Origin of the sequence: Peribacillus phoenicis, assembly GCF_047238085.1 — a bacterium.
In the GTDB taxonomy this organism is placed as follows: domain Bacteria; phylum Bacillota; class Bacilli; order Bacillales; family DSM-1321; genus Peribacillus.
This window is the reverse complement of the sequence record NZ_JBDFMF010000001.1, coordinates 441183-461035: the sequence shown is the minus strand read 5'-3', so window position 1 is coordinate 461035 and position 19853 is coordinate 441183. Positions and strand designations below refer to the sequence as shown.

At 34.9% G+C, this 19853-nt stretch carries 20 protein-coding genes and 5 pseudogenes; 4 read left to right on the top strand and 21 right to left on the bottom strand.

Features of this window, described 5'->3' with window-relative positions:
- Positions 1–42 precede the first annotated feature (42 nt).
- From ABC374_RS02295 to ABC374_RS02280, 4 genes and pseudogenes are all read right to left on the bottom strand, one after another.
- Positions 43–294, bottom strand: a pseudogene (locus tag ABC374_RS02295) (cysteine hydrolase family protein); the annotation flags it as partial.
- A complete protein-coding gene (locus ABC374_RS02290) occupies positions 295–573 on the bottom strand; it encodes a hypothetical protein (protein WP_413015644.1) in 279 nt (92 codons plus the stop codon). It abuts the pseudogene before it with no gap.
- 319 nt (positions 574–892) lie between these two features.
- Positions 893–1333 (bottom strand): SRPBCC family protein, encoded by a 441-nt coding sequence (locus tag ABC374_RS02285; protein ID WP_413015642.1) that lies wholly within the window; start codon positions 1331–1333, stop codon positions 893–895.
- A gap of 794 nt (positions 1334–2127) precedes the next feature.
- Positions 2128–3202 (bottom strand): annotated as a pseudogene (locus ABC374_RS02280) (helix-turn-helix domain-containing protein).
- Positions 3203–3385: 183 nt separating this feature from the next.
- Between ABC374_RS02280 and ABC374_RS02275 the strand changes: the two are divergent.
- Positions 3386–3466 (top strand): annotated as a pseudogene (locus ABC374_RS02275) (ATP-dependent DNA ligase); the annotation flags it as partial.
- A 250-nt stretch (positions 3467–3716) separates the two neighbouring features.
- Here the strand turns inward: ABC374_RS02275 and ABC374_RS02270 are convergent.
- Both ABC374_RS02270 and ABC374_RS02265 read right to left on the bottom strand, forming a co-directional pair.
- Positions 3717–4628 (bottom strand): VanW family protein, encoded by a 912-nt coding sequence (locus ABC374_RS02270; protein WP_413015640.1) that lies wholly within the window; start codon positions 4626–4628, stop codon positions 3717–3719.
- Positions 4629–4680: 52 nt separating this feature from the next.
- Entirely contained in the window at positions 4681–5541 is an 861-nt protein-coding gene (locus ABC374_RS02265) for a hypothetical protein (protein WP_413015638.1), read from the bottom strand.
- Positions 5542–5794: 253 nt separating this feature from the next.
- On the opposite strand from ABC374_RS02265, the gene ABC374_RS02260 reads away from it, so the two are divergent.
- On the top strand, positions 5795–6511 hold the full coding sequence (locus ABC374_RS02260; protein WP_413015636.1) for a vanadium-dependent haloperoxidase: 717 nt from the start codon (positions 5795–5797) through the stop codon (positions 6509–6511).
- Positions 6512–6693: 182 nt separating this feature from the next.
- On the opposite strand, the gene ABC374_RS02255 is transcribed toward ABC374_RS02260, so the two are convergent.
- The 11 genes and pseudogenes from ABC374_RS02255 to ABC374_RS02205 all read right to left on the bottom strand — a co-directional run bounded on the left by ABC374_RS02255 (position 6694) and on the right by ABC374_RS02205 (position 13613).
- Complete coding sequence (locus tag ABC374_RS02255) at positions 6694–7974, bottom strand: MFS transporter (RefSeq protein WP_413015634.1); 1281 nt, start codon at positions 7972–7974, stop codon at positions 6694–6696.
- A gap of 135 nt (positions 7975–8109) precedes the next feature.
- Positions 8110–8864 (bottom strand): annotated as a pseudogene (locus ABC374_RS02250) (class I SAM-dependent methyltransferase).
- 203 nt (positions 8865–9067) lie between these two features.
- Positions 9068–9346 (bottom strand): hypothetical protein, encoded by a 279-nt coding sequence (locus tag ABC374_RS02245; RefSeq protein ID WP_413015632.1) that lies wholly within the window; start codon positions 9344–9346, stop codon positions 9068–9070.
- A 161-nt stretch (positions 9347–9507) separates the two neighbouring features.
- A complete protein-coding gene (locus ABC374_RS02240; protein WP_413015630.1) occupies positions 9508–9996 on the bottom strand; it encodes a GNAT family N-acetyltransferase in 489 nt (162 codons plus the stop codon).
- Between the two features lie 140 nt (positions 9997–10136).
- Positions 10137–10481 (bottom strand): hypothetical protein, encoded by a 345-nt coding sequence (locus ABC374_RS02235; protein WP_413015628.1) that lies wholly within the window; start codon positions 10479–10481, stop codon positions 10137–10139.
- Between the two features lie 212 nt (positions 10482–10693).
- The gene (locus tag ABC374_RS02230) at positions 10694–11122 is read right to left on the bottom strand and encodes a hypothetical protein (protein WP_413015626.1); all 429 of its coding nucleotides are present in this window, start codon (positions 11120–11122) and stop codon (positions 10694–10696) included.
- Between the two features lie 292 nt (positions 11123–11414).
- Complete coding sequence (locus ABC374_RS02225) at positions 11415–11546, bottom strand: DUF6254 family protein (protein ID WP_350301337.1); 132 nt, start codon at positions 11544–11546, stop codon at positions 11415–11417.
- A 115-nt stretch (positions 11547–11661) separates the two neighbouring features.
- Positions 11662–11844 (bottom strand): hypothetical protein, encoded by a 183-nt coding sequence (locus ABC374_RS02220; RefSeq protein ID WP_034310968.1) that lies wholly within the window; start codon positions 11842–11844, stop codon positions 11662–11664.
- Positions 11845–12024: 180 nt separating this feature from the next.
- Positions 12025–12619: pseudogene (locus ABC374_RS02215) on the bottom strand (FMN-binding negative transcriptional regulator).
- Positions 12620–12622: 3 nt separating this feature from the next.
- Positions 12623–13135, bottom strand: coding sequence for a spermidine/spermine N(1)-acetyltransferase (paiA, locus tag ABC374_RS02210; RefSeq protein WP_350301335.1), 513 nt, complete (start codon positions 13133–13135; stop codon positions 12623–12625).
- A gap of 25 nt (positions 13136–13160) precedes the next feature.
- The gene (locus ABC374_RS02205; protein WP_413015623.1) at positions 13161–13613 is read right to left on the bottom strand and encodes a MarR family winged helix-turn-helix transcriptional regulator; all 453 of its coding nucleotides are present in this window, start codon (positions 13611–13613) and stop codon (positions 13161–13163) included.
- 114 nt (positions 13614–13727) lie between these two features.
- Here ABC374_RS02205 and ABC374_RS02200 point away from each other — a divergent pair, with 114 nt between their 5' ends.
- Positions 13728–14372: a YczE/YyaS/YitT family protein gene (locus ABC374_RS02200; protein ID WP_413015621.1), complete on the top strand. Its 645-nt coding sequence runs from the start codon at positions 13728–13730 to the stop codon at positions 14370–14372.
- Between the two features lie 136 nt (positions 14373–14508).
- On the opposite strand, the gene ABC374_RS02195 is transcribed toward ABC374_RS02200, so the two are convergent.
- The 4 genes from ABC374_RS02195 to ABC374_RS02180 all read right to left on the bottom strand — a co-directional run bounded on the left by ABC374_RS02195 (position 14509) and on the right by ABC374_RS02180 (position 18124).
- Entirely contained in the window at positions 14509–15000 is a 492-nt protein-coding gene (locus ABC374_RS02195) for a DUF6584 family protein (RefSeq protein WP_413020238.1), read from the bottom strand.
- A gap of 199 nt (positions 15001–15199) precedes the next feature.
- Complete coding sequence (locus ABC374_RS02190) at positions 15200–15595, bottom strand: hypothetical protein (RefSeq protein ID WP_350301332.1); 396 nt, start codon at positions 15593–15595, stop codon at positions 15200–15202.
- A gap of 581 nt (positions 15596–16176) precedes the next feature.
- The gene (locus ABC374_RS02185; RefSeq protein ID WP_413015619.1) at positions 16177–17592 is read right to left on the bottom strand and encodes a DUF4179 domain-containing protein; all 1416 of its coding nucleotides are present in this window, start codon (positions 17590–17592) and stop codon (positions 16177–16179) included.
- Positions 17585–18124 (bottom strand): sigma-70 family RNA polymerase sigma factor, encoded by a 540-nt coding sequence (locus ABC374_RS02180; protein WP_413015617.1) that lies wholly within the window; start codon positions 18122–18124, stop codon positions 17585–17587. Before ABC374_RS02180 ends, ABC374_RS02185 begins: the two co-directional genes overlap by 8 nt.
- A 644-nt stretch (positions 18125–18768) precedes the next feature.
- Here ABC374_RS02180 and ABC374_RS02175 point away from each other — a divergent pair.
- On the top strand, positions 18769–19839 hold the full coding sequence (locus ABC374_RS02175; protein WP_413015615.1) for an SDR family oxidoreductase: 1071 nt from the start codon (positions 18769–18771) through the stop codon (positions 19837–19839).
- The last annotated feature ends 14 nt before the right edge of the window (positions 19840–19853 follow it).

The window sequence follows — 19853 nt, the reverse complement described above, 5'->3', positions numbered from 1 at the left end:
TCTCCCTTTTTGAAGTAAAAGCACCGTGTTAGTTTAACAAACTTAAAATACTTCATTTATTAATTGTTCTGTTGTAAGTATAGTTGCGAACTCGTCATTTAAGGTAGCTAAAGAGATATTATGTATAGTCTCGGCATCATAATAGTTATCATTTTGGTCTTTTATGCCAAATGTTGCTGTCGCATCTGAAATAAGGTATGTATTAAAACCTAAATTCCCACTCATTCTTGTGGTCGTAGACACACAGTGGGGCGTAGTCAAACCTGTTATTACTACTGTTGTGATATCATTTAATCAATTGTTAGTTGTGTCTAACAATTGGGGTGCAGTCGTAAGTCTATCCTTTACATATCCTAAAAACCTAATTGTTCTTGGAAAAATGCGTGTTAGAGGGAACGGAAATTTATTAATTATAATAAAATCATTTGAAAGTTCGTTAAAGAGTTCCCAATCAGGAATAACGGCATAGATATAACAGTCTTGCTTATAAATGCCATTGATTATACCAACAAACTCCTGTTCATCTATTTCTTCGTCAAGCAATATTTCCCTTACCTTCGGAACACTTTTCAACCAAATCACCCCTTTGTCTAGATTATACAATTTGATTTGGGTGTTTTCTTTCTTCAACTAAACTGTCCCGATAGTTGCATAAGAAAAGAGCTGCCTTAAAGACAGCTCAGATCTACAGCTAACGCACCCGTTAGTTCATTAAGAAAAGCGATTCTGGAATATTGATAAAAAGAGGCTATCCTTTTTGGACAGCCCCCTTTCCGCTAATTATAAAATTTCTAGTAGAGCTCGATATCATTATATTGGTCACTTCAGAATGTTACCATCTATACTTCAGTGAAGGTATCTCCAAAATGAATTGTCTTTCAATCTTTGAAAACTATGAGAATACTGCAATTTTACGTGCGATAGATTCTGTTAAACGAGATGCTACTTTTGGAACAGCCCATTTAATAATTGGTGTTAACACCGCACCAGATAATCCGCCTGCATGGATTTCCACTGTACAAGTCATTATTGTTTTACCATTAACATCTTCTGCAGTAAAGTGACCGCTTCCTGTAAAATTATCTGATAAACCTTTCAGTTCAAACTTAATATTTGAAGGTTCATTCCATTCGGTAATATCTACCTGCGCTTTTATTGTTTTTTTAATACCTTTCACACGACCTTCAAATGTCCAAATAGATTGCTTGTCATTTATGATTTCATGCTCTTTATAGGCTGGTACTGTCGTTGCCCATTTTTCGAGATCACTGACATAATCCCAAACTGCTTGTACATCTACTGGAACTACTACAGTATGCGTTCCCGTTGCCATTATGATCCCCACCTTCACTATGTATGAATTGTAACTTTACATTTCTACAAAATAATTATTACATAAAAAGCATAAACTTACATTACTAATTATACATAGATTTCCTTTTTCCAATCCCCCAATTATTTGCAGAATCAAAATTTCCCAATCCTCCACAATCCGGCCCTTTAATGGAATAACAGGACTGACGTTTTTAAACGACTTTAATGTCACTTAACAGTATTCCTTATGGAACTATCCTGCCCCTTTAGTTGCATAAATAAAAAACCGCCCTAAGGCAGCTCCGATTTCACTAACGTTAAATTGAATAAAAGCTTAAAATTCCAATTATCATAGCGATTATAAGAATTGATACTAAACCAATAAGTATTTTCATCCAAGTTTTCATATAATCACCTACTTGTTGAGTTTTGTGACATAAAAAAAGACGGTTTTACCGTCTAATAATTTGCACTAGTTTTCTTAGCAAAAACAAACCTAATATTACGAAAAGAGAACATAGAATTAATCCTGGAATATTTATACTACTTAACAAATTCACATCGCTCTATTATATCATTAACTAAATTTTAGTTATTTTTATAAAAATAGTCAATAGTCACGGTTCGAATTAGCCACGCTTGTTGAACTAACCTGCCCCTTTAGTTCCAAAAGAATGATTATTTTAACAAAAGTTTATGTGACAAGTCGTTCAGAATAGTCCCGGATGAGGAAAAAGAGGTTTAGTTTTTTTTCACTGTATTGGAAACCCCTTCAATGATTGTCTTTAAAAATTCTTGTTTCCACTTCCAATTTTAAATTTTATTAATAAGCTCTCTATATTGTAAATCTCCATAGCCTACTGTTGGGAACAGAGCAAATAACCTATTAATTAATTCTGATGTTGGTAAATCTTTATTTTTGGAAATATACTTTACTACTGCATTATCTTCTTTTAGCATATCTAAATATATGTCTATTGCCTGATACATGACTGGAAGTAGTTCATTTGATGGTTTATTATGATTGACCAATACTTCCTTGTATACAGAATAATAATGACCTAATTTAAGTTCAGTTTGATTAATTTTAAATTCATCCTCTCTGAAGCAATTTAAGAACACTTTGCCTTCATATCCGGACTGTTCAAGATAGGAAAGTATGGTAAGTAGGTTCATTTGACAAAACATGTCTTCACCAAACCATAAAACGATACATTTATACTCTTTATTAAAAAGATTATCTAATGGAACAATGACCTTTTTGATATAATTCTCTACTGACTCATGATGTCCAGAAGCTCGTGTGTTTATAAATTCTTCATTAAAAACTTGTTTAGTAGTCGCGTTTACACACATCGCTTCATTAAATGGAGCGTAATCAGAATCTCCCATTAGTCTGTTATCTTTAAACTCCTCATACATAACTTGACCATTCAAAATGTTGAGTACGTCTATATAAAACAATTCACTCTTCTCATTTTGTAACTGTTCAACCTCAATTTTTCTAGAAACATTCATTCTACACCATTCCCCGTTCTTATTAATATTGAGTTTAATAATTGACTGGACAGGCAACCTGTTAAGTTGATATTCTCTAGGATTGATACCAAAAACAGTTTTAAAGGCTCTGCTATATGCTTCTTGCGAAGAATAATCGTAATCAAAGGCGACGTCAATTATCTTCCTGTTATTTGCTAAATCTTCCGTGGATAAATACAATCTTCTAAGAAGAACATAGCGCCTAATACTTATACCAGTTACTTGGTGAAATTTAAACGAACAATAATAAGGGGAATATTCCATATAAATTAGATAGTTCATCTAATAAAAATTGCTTTTTTAAATTGGCTTCAATCCAATCAATCATAAGCTGTATCTGTTCATTCATTTATCTCACTCCTTAATAAAATTATAAGAGGTATCAATTTCTTTTATTTGATATTTCTTGTGATACATAAAATTAAACCTACAAAAAATTTCGAAATACTGTTTAAAATTATCTAACTTTATATTGAAGCTACAATATAAGCCGACACTATTAAAATATAGTGTCGGCTTTTCATTCACATAATCTACCTTAGAGATTGGAAAACGATCACATGATTGGCTTAAGGTTATTAATTATCAATATACCGATGCATTAATAACCGGAGAAAGCCAGCCGGCATAAAGGAGTTTGTCACTCCTGCAGCCAGGAAACAATTCTATAGCTAGTATCCGGATTTAATTGTTGTGAAATTCATTTATAGATCCGAAGATTAGGTGCAAGGGAAGGCTCAGAAATTATACAACGGAGGGGCTATTGCGTATTCCGTCCATATTGTTGGATTGAAAATGAAATTTATCAGAAATATTATAGTAAATGATTTTATAAAAAAGTAACCGTTCGTAAAAGTGTACTTTTAGGAACGGTAAACCTGTTCTTTTGATTTCTGATTTGAAGCAGCGGGAACTTTTCGTGTCTTATAATTTATCATATCTGAAGAGTAAACCATGATACTTACCATTCCTCCTTGGGTTGTAGCTCGGATTAGAATAGGTTGATTGTACATGTTTTTAAAACTAAAATCAGGACCATACCAGCTTACTGTAGCATCGCGGCCAGATGGAACATACGGAACGCTCCTAGTATGGGAATAGCGTTGAATAGTTTGCAACCCTGCATTGTCGATAGCATTAAACAGGGTGGATGACACCTGACATATCCCTCCACCAATCCCTTCAGAAAACTCTCCTTTAACGATAACTCGAGCGAGCATATATCCTTTATTTACTGATCTCCTGCCAACGGCTTGATTAAAAGAAAACACCTCTCCAGGAAACACGACATAATTATTAATGGCATCTGTAGCAAGCGAGATATTATTTGTACGATTTTTGTTGTTCACATTAAAATAAGTTCTATATTCACCTATCTTTTTTTCACGAATCTCCGCAAGTAATTCATTGTCAACTTTTGGATGAATAGCAAGTAAAGGTACTTCTAGTTTGTATGCTTTACTACTGTACAAAAAGGAATAAAATTGCTCTTTAAATGCTTGATGGTATAGCTTGTAACCTACCCGCCCAGGAAGAATATTACCTTGTTTGTCTATTGTGGCATTTACAGGTTTTTGGTACACTTGTCGATCTATTTTCTCGACAAATTGATTGTATTTATCTACGTCCATGATAGGAACATCTAGTAAGGGCAAAGTAATATCAGCATGGTTGACACTGGCAATCGTTTGTCCTTGGTGGGTTACCGATAAGCTTTCAGAAATATTCACTGGTTGAACGAATAGTAAAAGTCCGGCAATCCATGATAATCGCATAAAATGCACCCCCACAATGGATTGGAATTTATTTTTCAGAATCTTACAAATCTCATTTTAAGGCTTCATAGATCGCATCTTGATCAATGAACCAACGATCAGTCAAACTCTCCCTTCGGATCATAAAATGGATGATTTTGCTTTCACTTCCTTTTCTTTCTTTATAAATCTTCACTTGAACAGGTACATCCATGAGTATTAACCCGTTTGCGTCTTCAAGTGGTTGTCTTGAAAAATCTTTAACCCCAAAGTATGTAATATTTTCAGCAATTTTAATGAAACGTTTGGAATGATCCGGATTTGATAAGGTCATTGATAATAATTTTCGATCTCCTTGATTTATGGCAATGGTAAAAATATGGATAAGTTCGTAGGGACTCACCGTGCCTAAATATTCATCAAGCTTACCGGACGCTTTCAGTATCATCAATTTATGAGCGGAATCTTCGTTTTTTAAACGATGTGTTAAACTTCCATAGAAATGAATACAGAAGTGACCTGGAAAACCATTTTGAAGAGAACCGGCACCATGTGGCATTCCATTCATAGAGGCAGCGATCATTTGATTATTGATTAATACAATAATTGCTCTTCTTTTCCAACTCCATTGATTATGATAAATTTCCTTCATAATCTGAGTATCATCCTTGGTTAGTGGCTGAACATCTGCATGATGATTACCTGCTCTTCGTTGAACCTTAAATGATAATCCGGTTTCAATGTCTATGATGGTGAAATTTGTTCTATTAGGAATAGTGTCGTTTACTATCTCCCAAGGTAATACCTCAATTTTAAAGTTTATAGGTACTTCTTCATCTTCCCATTCAATTGCATAGACCGAATGATTCACCATTAAGACGAATATAAAAATAAAAATAGCGATAAATTCTTTATAACATTTTTTTCTGTTCATATAGCGTTTCTCCTGCGTTTTTTTTATTATTTCAGGACATGATCATTTGAATACCTTTGAATATTTGGAAATTTTTCAAATAAAACTTTGAAATGTTAATTTATGTTGTGAAGGTTTGGGGGAATCAGCTATAAAAGCTTAAAATGGCTAAAACCCCTGATCTTTCTGATAAGGGAGCCAAAAGTTAAATGGTCATATTTCATTACTCGTAATCATAAGGAACAAGGAGAACATTTATTAGGGGGTGGTCTTTATGAGAACAAGTTATAGAAGATGGACAGAATTTCCTTACCCAGGGGAAAGTAACCCACCTAAAGGTTCTCCAGAGGCAGGAGATTGGCCAATGTTTTTTATTTCAAGGGGAAGAGATAATGATTTCCTGGACCCCTTTCATCAACGAATCATTTGGCGAATTAAAAATCCTCTAGATATAGATTGGGAAACAGAGTTATTCATTGTAGAAGAGACATTAAAGTCATTGACTTCCCAGCAAATACGAATCGCACAATATTGGGGAACAGGTGAATTAACCGCGAAAATTACCACTCTAATTTTCAATTTAGCTGAAAAGTATATGCTGGGATCACCGAGTGTTGCAAGGGTTCAGAGTTATTTCCACGCTGCTATGAATGATACCTTTGTTATCACGTGGTTTTTTAAATATCAATGGGATGTTGCACGTCCAAATCAATATGGCAGAAATCTGTCTACTGTGTTGTTTACCCCTCGTTTTCCAGCTTACCCATCTGCACACGCAACTGTGGCGGGATGTGCAGAGACAGTATTAAGTTATATCTTCCCTCAAGAATCTTCCGAAATAAAAAAACTAATGGAAGAAAGTGCTCAATCTCGTTTGTACGCTGGCGTACATTTTAACGTGGATAACAATGAAGGCTTAAGGTTAGGCAGACAAATTGGAGAGGTAGTTGTAAGCTTTTTAAGGGCACAAAATCTAAATACGCTTCAATAATATTTTTGGTTCAGGTTGCGCTAACCTGAACCTTTAGTTAATTAAAGAAAGAGCTGCATTAAATTGGTCGAATGACTGTTAACGGTGAAGTCACTCATTTTTGTATGATAAGCAAATCGCAGCAAAAAAAGCCGTTTCCTGTACGTTAGGAAATGACTTTTTTCTCTTATTGTTTGGATTCTTTAGAAATTGGTTATTTTACTTCCCCGAGACCAGATAACCACTGGAATCAATAATAAAGATAATAACCCTCCAATAAATGATAATGTTGTGTAGCTTGAACCGGCCACAATCATTCCTGATAAGGCGCCACCAGAAGCTCCTGATAATGCAATTAAAACATCCACTGTACCTTGAGTTTTAGCCCGATTTGAAGTGTCAGTTGAATCCACAATAAGAGCAGTCCCACTTATTAAACCAAAATTCCATCCTAATCCAAGTAAAGAAAGAGCAATTACTAGGAGAATCATAGAATCACCTGGTGCAATCGCTGATATTAAACCTGCCAGAAGCAGCGTAGCTCCAGAGGCAATAGCCATGGTAGTACGGCCAAACTTATCAACAAGGACACCTGTAACCAGTGAAGGAAGATACATTGCAGCTATATGAAATCCAATAACGAGACCTATTTCACCCAAGTCATGTCCATGATGTCTCATATGAACTGGTGTCATTGTCATAATAGCTACCATTACAATTTGAGTAAGAACCATAATTGTCGCACCAACAATAATACCTCTTTTGTTTTCTATTTGTTCAGTATCAGTCGAATATTCTATTCGATTACTTTCCTGGTTGGACGCTTCTATTGTTCTAGCTATTACTAATGGGTCTGGGCGAAGCAAAATGAAAAGGACAAGACCTGCTAAGATAAATGCTGCTGCTGATAAAATGAAAGGACCAGCAAGTGATGGAACGCCAATAGAAAGAGCAAAATCCCCCATTACATTCACTAAATTCGGTCCTGCAACTGCACCAAATGTTGTAAACACCATAGTAATACTAATAGCAGTAGCTCGTTGTTTATTGTTTGCTAAGTCCGTACCAGCGTAACGAGCTTGTAAATTCGTCGCTGTTCCTGCACCATAAATAAGCAGGGAAGCAAATAAAAGGAAAACGCTATTTATGATGGCTGCGGTTATGACTCCTATTGCTCCAAGTCCACCTATCATAAAACCAGCTGTTAGACCTGTACGACGACCGTAACGCTGAGAAAGTCTACCTACGATTAAAGCAGCCCCTGCAGACCCTAAAGTAAATAAACCCGAAGGAAGTCCGGCAAATGCGTCTGTGCCAAGCATTTGTTGTGCAAGAAGTGCCCCCACCGTAACTCCAGCTGCTAACCCGGCACCACCAAAAATTTGTGAAATACTTATAATAATTAATGTACGTTTGTATAACATTTTTTGTTTTTCTTGGGAATCTACATAACTCTGGTTCATTTGATATTTTTTACTGGACATTTGTTAAGACCTCATTTATCATTCTGAAATTTCTCATGTACACCTTCCTTCTAGACGAAAAGCATTAACACCTTTGGATCCTCAACTAATACACCTGGTAGTTGAACAAATGATTTCTAAAAGAAATATTCACCTTTACTTTTTAAGTTTAAAAACCATAAAATCAGCACATCTGAAATCTTCTTCAAATGAAGGATATTTTTCCAACATCTCTTTTGATGGCTTAGGTTCTATTATGCTTTCTAAAATAAAACCTGTTTTGATTAAAGTGTTTATATAACTTGTTAATGTTCTATGAAAGAATAGCATTTTTTCTTTATCTCCTATACCTTGTTCATACACACCTTCATAAAAATATTTATCTACGTTCCAATGCAACTTTTTACCGTCTTTTGTTTTCTCCCAACCACTTTCTGGAGTAACAAAACAAGGATGTAAAATCGAAAATATAAAACAGCCTCCATCTACTAATAGACGATACATTTCTTGAAATGCTTTTTCGTAATTTGCAAGATCTTGAATAACCATATTGGATACTATTAAATCGAAGCTTTTATCTTCTAAACAATTCAAGTCCTCACAATTACCCTGCCTATAATCAATCAACAAATCATTTGGAGTTCTTCCCTTAGCAATTTCTATCATCCGTGATGAATAATCCACAGCAGTTACAGTCGCTTCAGACCTCGCTAAAATTCGACTTAAATACCCCTCACCACACCCGGCATCTAAAACCTTTTTATTACTTAATGTTTCCATAAGTGATAATAAAGTTGGATTTAAAAAATTTCTTTATGAAGGTCTCCTTGCTCGGTATGATTTGCAGAATATGTATCCGCGAAACTATCCCACCTTTTAATCGCTTCTTCTGTACCAATATTTTGATTCATTTTAACTCCTCCCTGTTCTTTTGCTTTAAATTGATTCCCGTCACTTCGATAAGCTTATTCTAACCTGCCCCGATAGTTGCATTAATAAAAAGCTGCCTTAATGACAGCTCCGATCTTCAGCTAATGCACCCTTTCAGTTCCATAAGAAAAGGTGATATCTTTATCTGCAATCTCCACAGTTAATATAATGCAGATTGAAATTTTCATTGCATTATTAGTGGTGGGTAACCCGCCTCACCCAAAAAATATGCGAATATTGTAAAGCCTAAAATAAGAAATGCAATAATGATGACTGCCATAGATAAAATTAAGTTTTTTTGCCTTATAACAGAGTATATACCAACAATTAAACTTGAAAAACCTATAAATAGACAAACGAAGGCGGCTACCATATTATTTATTTTTGGTAATAAAGTTCCAAAGAATAAAATAAAGAAAACTACTTGCAGACCAATTCCAATTTGAGGTAAATTTCGAACCATTAAATTACCACCCTAACATTGAGTATCGAAAACAATCACCTAAAAATTATACCATAATACACCAATTCCTTATTGAACTAACCTGCCCACAGGTCCATAGGAAAAGCTGCCTTAATGACAGCTCCGATTTTCAGCTAACGCACCCGTTGTTTAATATCTGTTTAAATTTGAAAGGATTGAACCAAACATTCTTCATTATCGACAATTTTCTTTTTTTCTTCAAAATCTATATTTAGCTCACTAAAAATCTTTCTCCAAAATATAACAGCAGAAATATTCTTAGCTAATTGAACAACAAAGTAACTACCTTTTTTTTGTTTAAACAATTCCTTTAATAATGAAATTGCAGCACCTTTTCTTCTATATTTTTTTAAAATGAAAATATCATTAATGCTGTAATCATAGTCCTTATTTAAAAACGGCCTTTCTAACAGTAATAAAAACCCAACAATTTTCATATCTTTTTTCAAAAAATATGGTGTTAATCCTTCCTTCTTCCAAATTAATTCAAATGAATCAAATTCAAATGAACCATCTGTTGATATGTCTAAACCCTCGGTAAACTCCGAAAGGTCATGTAAATAAAGGGAATATAAATTCTGAAGAATATGCTTTTCATCTTCGGAAATGGGGTTGATTGAAACAGTCATTGTTCTACCTCTTTTATAATTAATTAATCTCTTACTTAATTAATTTCGATATAAACTTTCATTTGTCCTTCATGAACTAACCTGCCCTGTTAGTTGCATAAAGAAAAAGCTGCCTTAAAGACAGCTCCGTGGTAAAAGGGTTAATAATTTTTATTTGCATACATTCTTGCCATTGTCGAAGGTGAAAATTTAATTCTATATTTCCCTTCAAGTTCTTTCTTAATTTTTTCTGTTAAATTTAATCCTTGTTTATTGTGTTCCTCTTCAAGTTCAATCCCATTAGGAAGCAATTTATCTTCATCCCAATCAATCCATTCACCATACATATTTACCCATTCAATCAATTCATTTGTTAACGTATTTGAAATCGGAACGTCCTCTATATCCAAATTACAACCACATTGATTGCACCATATAGGGTCCGCCCCAACATCACCTTCAACTTTTAACTCATTTGTTTCTTTTTGTTCACAAAAACATTCCATATTATTTTCTGACTCCCCTAATACACGCTTTTTTATTATATTTTACATTACTTTTTGTTAAATTAACCAGTCCTGTTAGTTCAATAAGAAAAGCGATTCTTATTAAAGAATCGCTGAGTTTGTAGACAAATAACATCCGAACTTACGAATAAATGAAAAGGTAAATGGGATTAAGATTAAATATGTAGAGGAACCTCTCCATTGAGTGAACCTCATGTCTTTTCCCTTATCCCTTTTCGTTCATGTAAAATTTCTTGAATGATTTCAATATGAACAAAAGACCATGATTTTTCATGAAAGTGAAGAAACACACTTATGGAAAGAATGGAAATATAAATTAAAATGAAGACGACCCAAAGCAAACTCCCATCTCTAAAAAGGAAATCTTGCAATTGATTTGAAAACAGAAGAAAAAGCCAAGGCCCAGAGGATATTATAATAGGAATGATCCCCGATCCGTTTTTCTCTTTCATCATACAATAATAAATTTTTTTTAACGTATCGCTATCAATGGAACTATAAAAATTTTGAATTTCTTCCACTTCAATTAGTTTCTTCATACCTTTGAAAGATCGGTCTTTGTATGATGCTTTTTTTAATTGAAGATAAATTTTATGAGCATCTCCCCGTAATGAAAACATATATCTGATCTATTCCCCCCTCCCAAAACTCCTTGCTAAAAGGTTTTGTAATAATCCGTATTTTTATGTAGTCTTTGTCTTTTATCTTAGTATCTACTTGAGGGGATGACATACGAATCATTGTCCATACTATTACCATAAAAAAACAGATCGTATATGTAAACCTAAAAGGCCATAATCATCACTACCGATAATTATGGCCTTTAGGTAACGACAAAGAGAGGGTACCCCAAGGGAGCGAACTCTTTATTATGTGGGGGCCATCACCTTTGGACCTCATTCTTAAATAGTTTTACTTAGTTTCAGATTCATTTTTGCCCGTATCTTCAGCTAATTGTTCAAATGAATTGACCTTACCATGTGGATTCTGCGATTGTTTACGATCTTTCCATTGGCGTTCTTGTTGTCGCTTAGATTGAGTCATCTAAATAAGCTCCTTTACATAAAGTTCAGTAAAAAGTTTGAAGCACGAGAAGCCTCCACCCTTTAAACTCGGTGCAGGCATCACTTATCATGAGTTCGAGTCTGGCAATTATTAATTAATGCATGCCTTTCCACTCACCTTGATTTTTAGATGCTTTTTCTTTTTTTGCTTTATTTTTATGTGCTTGATTAGCATTTGCACTGCCAAATTCTTTAGAGAATTCAGAATCAGTTTTGCTTGAATCAAATCCTTGTTTGTTTTTTTGATCTGCATCATTTTTCTTTGTTCGTTTTGCCATGTATACCCCTCCTTCTTATCTTTAGTATGAGATCAGAAAGAAGAAATATACCCCGAATAAAAACCCGCAGTAACATGAATCCGTCATGTAATTCGGGTAAATAATAAAGTGAATAATGAGTTCAAATTCGTATCTCAGCTAACGAAACCATTAGTGCAGTACCATCAAAATAAAGTGGGCTTATATGTGATTTTTTAATCTCTTTTCCATAAGTTCTGCCACTTGTTCCGAATTTGGATTTCCTTCATTTTGTAATTTATCGATGCTGTTATTAATCCATTGCATTTCTGTTCTGACTTAATTTATATGCAGCCTGAATTTCTCCCACCTTAATCCTAACTCCAACTATACCTTTCAGTTCACTTTCTAAGAGCTGAGGAGAAAGTTTATCCCATAAAACAGGGTTTTCACGATTTTCTTCATATTTTTCCAGCATTATTGTTAATTCCTCGATTAATTCATCTTTCTCTAAAACGCTTGCCTTACCATATACATGGACGGCTTGATAATTCCATGTTGGAACTCCTTCATGCCCATACCAAGAAGAAGAAATGTAAGCGTTCGGTCCCTGAAACATTACAAGCACATCTTCACAGGTTTCATATGTTCTCCACTGAGGATTTCCATTTGCCAGATGCCCAGTAATATAGTAATCATCACCTTTTTTATTTAACCCCAAAGGCAAATGAGTCGCAATTGGTTTCCCTTGTTCTGTTGTGACAATCAGTGACCTTAAAATATTTTGGAATTTACATAATGATCCACCTTTCAAAATAAGTTATAGAAGTGTTTTGGTCATTATAAAGTCCGTTTGTTCTTCATCACCCATATAAAAAGAATGGGCTCCAGTTTGAACAAACCCAATTTTCTTATAAAAACCAATGGCATTTTCATTTTTTTCCCATACGCCTAGCCAAATTTCCTTTTTATTACGTTCCATCGCAATTTCCATAGCTTTATTTAGCAGATATTTACCAAGCCCATGTTTTTGAAATTTGTTCTTTATATAAATTCGCTCGACTTCAAGTGATTCATCACCCATTTCTTCAGTCTGAGCACCATTGGTATTGACCTTTAAATATCCAGCGACTTCGTTATTAAAATAAACAAAAAAGAATTGCGAAGAAATATTGGATAATTCTTTTTCTAATTGTTTTAAGTTAAATGCCCTTTCCAAATAGGCATTCATATTTTCGGGTGAATTCTGATGCTTAAATGTCTCATTAAATGTTTCATAACTAATTTCTTGAAGAATGCGTGAATCGTCTAGGGTACACTTTTTAATAGTCATTTAAATATGCCGCTCCTTTATATAATCAATAATTTCTCTTGTTTCCCTTTTTTACAAATTCCCAGTCTTTTTCCACATTTTCCCTTACTCTTTGAAGAAGATTGGAAATGGTTTCTACTTCTCTTTTGGAAAATCCCTCTAATGCAACGATATTGGAATAATCATTTTCGCTTTTTATAAAAGGATAAACATTATTCCCTTTCTCTGTTGGAAAGAGTTTTTTAATTTTTTTGTTATGTTTATCTTCTTTCTTTTCAACAAAGCCATTGATTTCAAGTTTTTTTATAGCACGAGCTGCTGTTGTTCGATCTACTTTTATCATCTCAGCTAACTTTTCCTGAATGATTCCTGGGTTTTCACATATTCGCACAAGGTACAAATACTGCCCTTTTGTAAGGTCATATTCTTTAAATTCAATATTACTTATGGAATCTAATGCCCTTGCTATCATTCCAATTTCACGAAGAATTTCCTTCATAATTAACTCCTTAGCACGTATTTTTGTTGCAAATGCAATAAAAATGACATATATTTAATTTAGCTCAACTTTGTTGCGTTTGCAACAAAAAATATGATAAAGGGGTCAAGTAAAGTGAAATATGTTTTTTATGTATTGGGAATTTTAATATTAACCCTTGGTATTTCATTCACTATACAATCAGACCTTGGAACTTCACCTTTTGATGCTCTTTTGGTGGGACTTTCCATAAATGTGGGGCTTACTGTGGGAAGTTGGGAAATAATAATAGCTTTAATATTGATATTCAGTAATTCATTTTTAAAAAGACAAAGACCAGAAGTATTGGGATTGTTAACAGCATTTATAACGGGTATTGGTATCGATATGTGGCTTTTTTTATTGCACAATTTGATAACACCTGAACTATGGTACAGCAAAGTTGTTTATTTTGGAATCGGCTTGGTTGTTGTAGGATTAGGAACGGCAACATATTTACACACAAATTTTGCACCGATTCCAGTTGATCGATTAACATTAATCATACAAGAATTAACTAGAACAAATATATTCCTTTCGAGAACATCCATTTACCTCCTATTCTTGATATTGGCAATGATTTCAAATGGACCAATTGGCGTTGGAACTTTTTTAACCGTTTGTTTAGGGGGGCTAATACTTAATTTCTTTATGCCAGTTACTGAAAAAGTAATAGACCGCATATTAACACATTCCAGTACATCACCAAATTATGATAAACATAAAAACCATTCATTATAGAATGGTTTTTATCTTTATTGCTCAACTAACCTGCCCCTAAAAAGACTGCCAGCGATGGCAGCCAGATTTTAAAAGTACGCACCCGTTAGGTAAAGAACAGTTACTATAAAACTCTCTTATAAAGCAAGATTACGGATCAAAAAATCCAGTTGAAAAGAGCGTAAACTCCGATTAATGCAAAGAGAATTGTTAATATGATTATTGAGAAGCAACCCAAACTAACCAAATTATCTTTCAATAGATCGTCAGGTTGTTCCAGCAGACTCTCTTTCAATTTATTTTGTATAGGCGAAATTACCTGATTCAATTCCAGTCTTATTAAAATTTCACTATCACCTTTAAATTTCAGAGCTCGTGCTATTCTGAAAGGATCGTTTCCCATAGATTTTTCGAACAAAATACAAGCTTTTACCATCTCTGATGTCTTATTCTTTTCTAAATACCAGTAACGACCTGCCATTGAAGGGTATTTCAATGCAAAATAGATGTCCCCCAACTTTCTGCGGAGTTCTAACTCATTAGGATAGGTCGAAATTAACCCGTGTAGCCTATCCCTTGCTTTCCCTAAATCATTTTTTTCAATGTTCTCTTCTATCTTTTTAATCGTTTTAACAGGTATCTTTTCTATACAAACACCTCATTATCTTTTCTTTATAGTCTTTATTTCTAGATCGTTCAAAATAGTTCCTTCTCCAACAACCTGCCCCTTTAGTTCCATAAGAAAAAGCTGTCTTAAAGACAGCTCAGTTCTTCAGCTAACGCACCCATTAGTTCATCAAGGATTAGTGTAGAGTTGACACAAACTGTGCAATAAAAAAGTACAATCCTTATGGTCTGTACCCGTATACAAACTTAAACATCAAAAAGAAAAATAGGACAATAGCAATTGTAGGAACAGACATAGCTATAACATAACCGTTAGCTTGCAGATCTTTCCGGCTTGAATACCATTTGTAAAAGATAAAAAGAAGTATAAATGACAACGGAAAGAATATGTAACCTGCAATGGTATCTACCCAACCTGTATTTTTATCCCAATAGGCATCAGGAAGAGGAGTTTCATATTCTTCATTTATTTTGGCTGTAACTTTGATAAAGATATAAGAAATTACAAAATAGTAAGCTACTATTGTGAGCTTAACCCACCAAAATAAAAACTTATTGGAAATTACAACTATAAATAAAAGTCCCATCATCACGAAGAAACCAGTGTATTCACCCATGTTAAAAGCCTCCACTTTTTTAGTTTATTAATCTAAATTAGATGGGTTTTCCAAATTAGAACTAAGTATGTAGCCGCAATCTGAACAATAATAAGAGATAATCTTGGAAGGTTTATTCTTTGGATTATCATGGGAAAACATTAGAACAAATTTAAACCCGGTTCCTAGAACACCTTTCTTAATGTTGTTTGAATTACATTTAGGGCATTGTTTGTCACTCATACTCTTTTACACACTCCTTATCTGGATAATATTACTAATTAGTAGGATACCACATTAATTAACTTTTTATCATTCTATAGGAGTATTAAAGTTTACCGCACAGTTCGACTATACTCCGCTAAGGTTAATGAGCTAACCTGCCTCGATAGTGCCATAAGAAAAGAGCTGTCTTAAAGACAGCTCTGATCTTCAGCTAACGCACCCTATAGTTTAAGTACAATATTTCACAAACTTCTAAAACTAATAAAAAAAGACGGTGACTTACATAAGTCATCGCCCCGATATTACTAATTATTCAATGCACTAGTTAAATCCCACTCGTCAACTATATGGTCCCTAAAATAAGCTACTTTAATAGTTTATTCATTCCCCACTGGAAGTACAACAGTAAATGGTTGTAATTCCTTAGCTGGGAAAAAGCTTGAAAAATTAAATTGCAAAATTGTATTTTCCAACTTAAAGTTCATAATTTTTTCTTCCCCATTTAAATCGAATGTAGATTGGAAGTGCGCTGCTTTTTTATCGATAGTTTTCACTTTATTCAGATGAATACTATGATTTTTAGGTGGTACTGGATTTTCAGGATCGATTTTACCAATATATTCTTTATCTACTAGCAGTAATACATACTGCAAGTTATTTTCAAACAATTCAAGCTGATGCTTACTCAATTCCTTGGAGAGCCCTGTAAATTGATAATCGATTACAAGTTTACTGCCCTTTTTAGTTATATCATTTACCTGAAGGCCTAAATTGAATCGTTTACTTTTTAATGTAAACGATTTTTTGTCCAATAGCTGTTGTACTTTTGGGTCCGCCACAGTAAGCTGCGGATAAAAAGTAAGTGAGGTAATATTTGACTTTAGCTTGGTCATTTTTGTTCGAACAGTACTATGATATCCATCCTCTTGTGTTGCCCCCTCTAGAGATGTTCCGTTTCCAAACCTATATACCTTTCCTTTATTATCAATTGCTTTTAGTATATAAATTTCATCATCTTTATATTTTTCCACCGTCTCATAAATAAGCGAAGATGACACCCTTGCGGTTAGGATCTCTTTAATACGGATTTTGACCTCATCATCCGGGTATCCTTGCTCCTGATCAATAACTTGTGTACTGTTTTTTTCTTGCTGAATTGGGATATCAAAATTCCATTCACCTTTTATCCCGTTAATATTATGAATAGTTATGGGGAGAGTAGAATTCTCCTTAAATGATTTATATGGATATTCCATTTTCCATTGGAAATTGTATCCCCCCTTGACCTTTCTAATGTCTGTCGACTTTCCATTCAACCAAGGGTCATTATCCCCTTTGTTGTGTTCGAAATTCATATCAAAGCTTACTTCCCCTTTTTCGTTATGCCCTTTTTCAACATCTTCATCTACAAATCCTGTAATTGATACCACATTGCCATCAAAATAAGCGCTGGTGAGTTTTACAGTCACTCCATTTTTAGTTAAGGATTGATTTAATCCTGTAACTGCATCTTGATTCGCAAGTTCAACGCCCATTGAATCATTGAATTCTTGAAAAATTCCGCCTATTATAGGGGTATTAGCCAATACTTTATTCATTGTAGGATTAACAAATCCAGAAGCAATGGTGATTCCAAGAAGAGCAGCTGCAGCAGCTGAACCTGCAAGAACTTTCTTTTTCTTTATTTTCCTACCTTGCCCTGACATTTTTAAGCCTTTATCAATAGCGCCAAACACTTTTTCTTTTGGTACAACTATTTTTTCAATAGTACTTTTTACTTCTTTGTTATCCATTGCATTTGCCCTCCTCATCTTTATAGGACTTTTTTAATTCGGCTTTCCCCCTGCTTAAATAAGTTTTTACAGTCCCTTCGGGGATCTCCATGATTTCACTAATGGTTTTAATAGAATAATCATAGTAGTAAAACAAAATAATGGCGGATCTATAATTCCCTTTTAACTGTCCGATCGCATTTAATAGATCTATTGCTTCATCATGACCTGAATGATAGGTTACCGTTAAATTAGACAATACTTCGTCTGTTAGCCGCACAATATTATTTCTTTTCTTAAGGATTTGGCCAGCACAGCGGATAATGATTTTTGTAAGCCAAGTCATAAAATATTCCGAATGCTTTAACGAATGAATACTCGTAAAAGCTTGATACGTTGCCTCTTGAACGACATCTAATGCATCCTCTTCGTTATGTACATAAAGATAAGCAGTCCGGTAGATTCGTTCATAGTGCTGCTTTATGAGTTGTTCAAAAGCTTTTTTATTGCCCCTGATTGCTTTTTTAATCATCTTATCATTCTCAAACTCCATCTCTCTCTCAACTCCTTTCAACTATTAGTGGAATATATCTTCAGAAAAAGTTTCAAAAAGTTAAAGTATTTTTAGAAAAAGCATAACATGCAAATAAAAACCTAAGTTTAACAAAATAAACAGAAACCACTTTGCGATTTCTGCTTATTTAAACTGTTGCTTTTTTTTTTGATAGCTTTTGAATTTGTTGAGTGTATTCTGCAACTCAAATGTGTTGTGAGTTTACACTTCATTCTACAAAATCGCTTATTGAACTAACCTGCCCCGATAGTTTAAGTACATTTCTTCACAATCTCACCTAATTCAAGATTTTTTAAAACGTGCTTTTCAATTATATGGCCCGATTGCGAAAGATTGAAAAATATGAAAGAGCTTCAAAAATGGCTTCTAAGTTATTTTACTAACGTACCCGTTAGCGCAAGAACGAATAAGAGAAGTGAGAGGATTATATAACAATTTAGTAAACTAGCATTATTTTAAAATGATGGCTTTTTTGATGTTATTAATACAAAATATTTGTCTTAAGAGCACTGCTGGATTACAAAAAAGTTCTTATGGTACTTCAAAGTGCGTACTTCTCAAGTGTGGTTTCTTGATGCAAAATAACAGTGAACAAAGCACAATACAGAAGGAGCTGAAACATTATGAATAATGAATCTCAAACAACACGCAAAGTCGCCTTGGTCGTAGGCGCAAATGGTGTTATCGGACGCAACCTTATTGATCACCTCATTACTCTCCCTGACTGGGACGTGATCGGCGTATCGCGTCGAGGCGGAGAGTCTGTCGGCCGTGTCCGGTATGTGGCTGCAGATCTCCTCAATATAGACGACACCCGCGAGAAGCTAAACAGTTTAACTGAGGTAACACACATCTTCTATGCCGCCTATCAGGACCGTCCAACTTGGGCCGAACTTGTTCCGCCCAACCTCGCCATGCTAGTGAATACCGTAGAGGCGATAGAACCAATCGCGTCGGGTTTAAAACATGTCAGTTTGATGCAGGGATACAAGGTATACGGCGCACATCTCGGCCCGTTCAAGACCCCTGCTCGTGAGACAGACGCTAACCATATGCCACCCGAGTTCAATATTGATCAGCAAGATTTCTTAGAACAAAGGCAAAAAGGTAAGGCTTGGACTTGGTCGGCGCTCCGTCCTTCTGTAGTCTGCGGTTTCTCGCTTGGAAATCCGATGAACCTCGCCATGGTTATTGCGATCTACGCCTCAATTTCGAAGGAGCTTGGACTTCCGCTACGGTTTCCGGGCAAACCGGGTGCTTATGACAGCCTCTTGGAGATGACAGATGCGGGGCTTCTCGCGAAGGCAACAGTATGGGCGGCGACAGACGAGCGTTGTGCTAATCAGGCATTCAACATCACGAACGGCGATCTGTTCCGTTGGAATGAATTATGGCCGAAGATCGCTCACTACTTCGGCTTGGAGACGGCGCCTCCGCTGCAGATGTCACTTGACGTTGTCATGGCGGACAAGGAGCAACTTTGGAACAAAATGGTCAAGAATCATGGGCTTGCTCGGCATTCCTATAAAGACGTATCCTCCTGGCGATTCGGTGATTTCGTGTTCTCTTGGGATTACGATTTCTTCGCCGACGGAACTAAGGCCCGTCGCTTAGGTTTTCACGAATACGTCGATACCGAAGCGATGTTTATGAACATCTTCGACGACTTCCGCAAACGTAAAGTTATCCCATAAACGAAAAGCCGGCC

Coding starts and splice junctions, on each gene's coding strand:
- ABC374_RS02255 (WP_413015634.1), bottom strand. CDS start 7,974: ATGTCCAGTAAAAAATATCAAATGAACCAGAGTTATGTAGATTCCCAA.
- ABC374_RS02260 (WP_413015636.1), top strand. CDS start 5,795: ATGAGAACAAGTTATAGAAGATGGACAGAATTTCCTTACCCAGGGGAA.
- ABC374_RS02180 (WP_413015617.1), bottom strand. CDS start 18,124: ATGGAGTTTGAGAATGATAAGATGATTAAAAAAGCAATCAGGGGCAAT.
- ABC374_RS02205 (WP_413015623.1), bottom strand. CDS start 13,613: ATGAAGGAAATTCTTCGTGAAATTGGAATGATAGCAAGGGCATTAGAT.
- ABC374_RS02185 (WP_413015619.1), bottom strand. CDS start 17,592: ATGGATAACAAAGAAGTAAAAAGTACTATTGAAAAAATAGTTGTACCA.
- paiA (WP_350301335.1), bottom strand. CDS start 13,135: ATGACTATTAAAAAGTGTACCCTAGACGATTCACGCATTCTTCAAGAA.
- ABC374_RS02190 (WP_350301332.1), bottom strand. CDS start 15,595: ATGGGTGAATACACTGGTTTCTTCGTGATGATGGGACTTTTATTTATA.
- ABC374_RS02220 (WP_034310968.1), bottom strand. CDS start 11,844: ATGGCAAAACGAACAAAGAAAAATGATGCAGATCAAAAAAACAAACAA.
- ABC374_RS02285 (WP_413015642.1), bottom strand. CDS start 1,333: ATGGCAACGGGAACGCATACTGTAGTAGTTCCAGTAGATGTACAAGCA.
- ABC374_RS02225 (WP_350301337.1), bottom strand. CDS start 11,546: ATGACTCAATCTAAGCGACAACAAGAACGCCAATGGAAAGATCGTAAA.
- ABC374_RS02175 (WP_413015615.1), top strand. CDS start 18,769: ATGAATAATGAATCTCAAACAACACGCAAAGTCGCCTTGGTCGTAGGC.
- ABC374_RS02240 (WP_413015630.1), bottom strand. CDS start 9,996: ATGACTGTTTCAATCAACCCCATTTCCGAAGATGAAAAGCATATTCTT.
- ABC374_RS02270 (WP_413015640.1), bottom strand. CDS start 4,628: ATGCGATTATCATGGATTGCCGGACTTTTACTATTCGTTCAACCAGTG.
- ABC374_RS02245 (WP_413015632.1), bottom strand. CDS start 9,346: ATGGTTCGAAATTTACCTCAAATTGGAATTGGTCTGCAAGTAGTTTTC.
- ABC374_RS02230 (WP_413015626.1), bottom strand. CDS start 11,122: ATGTTTTCATTACGGGGAGATGCTCATAAAATTTATCTTCAATTAAAA.
- ABC374_RS02235 (WP_413015628.1), bottom strand. CDS start 10,481: ATGGAATGTTTTTGTGAACAAAAAGAAACAAATGAGTTAAAAGTTGAA.
- ABC374_RS02265 (WP_413015638.1), bottom strand. CDS start 5,541: ATGAACAGAAAAAAATGTTATAAAGAATTTATCGCTATTTTTATTTTT.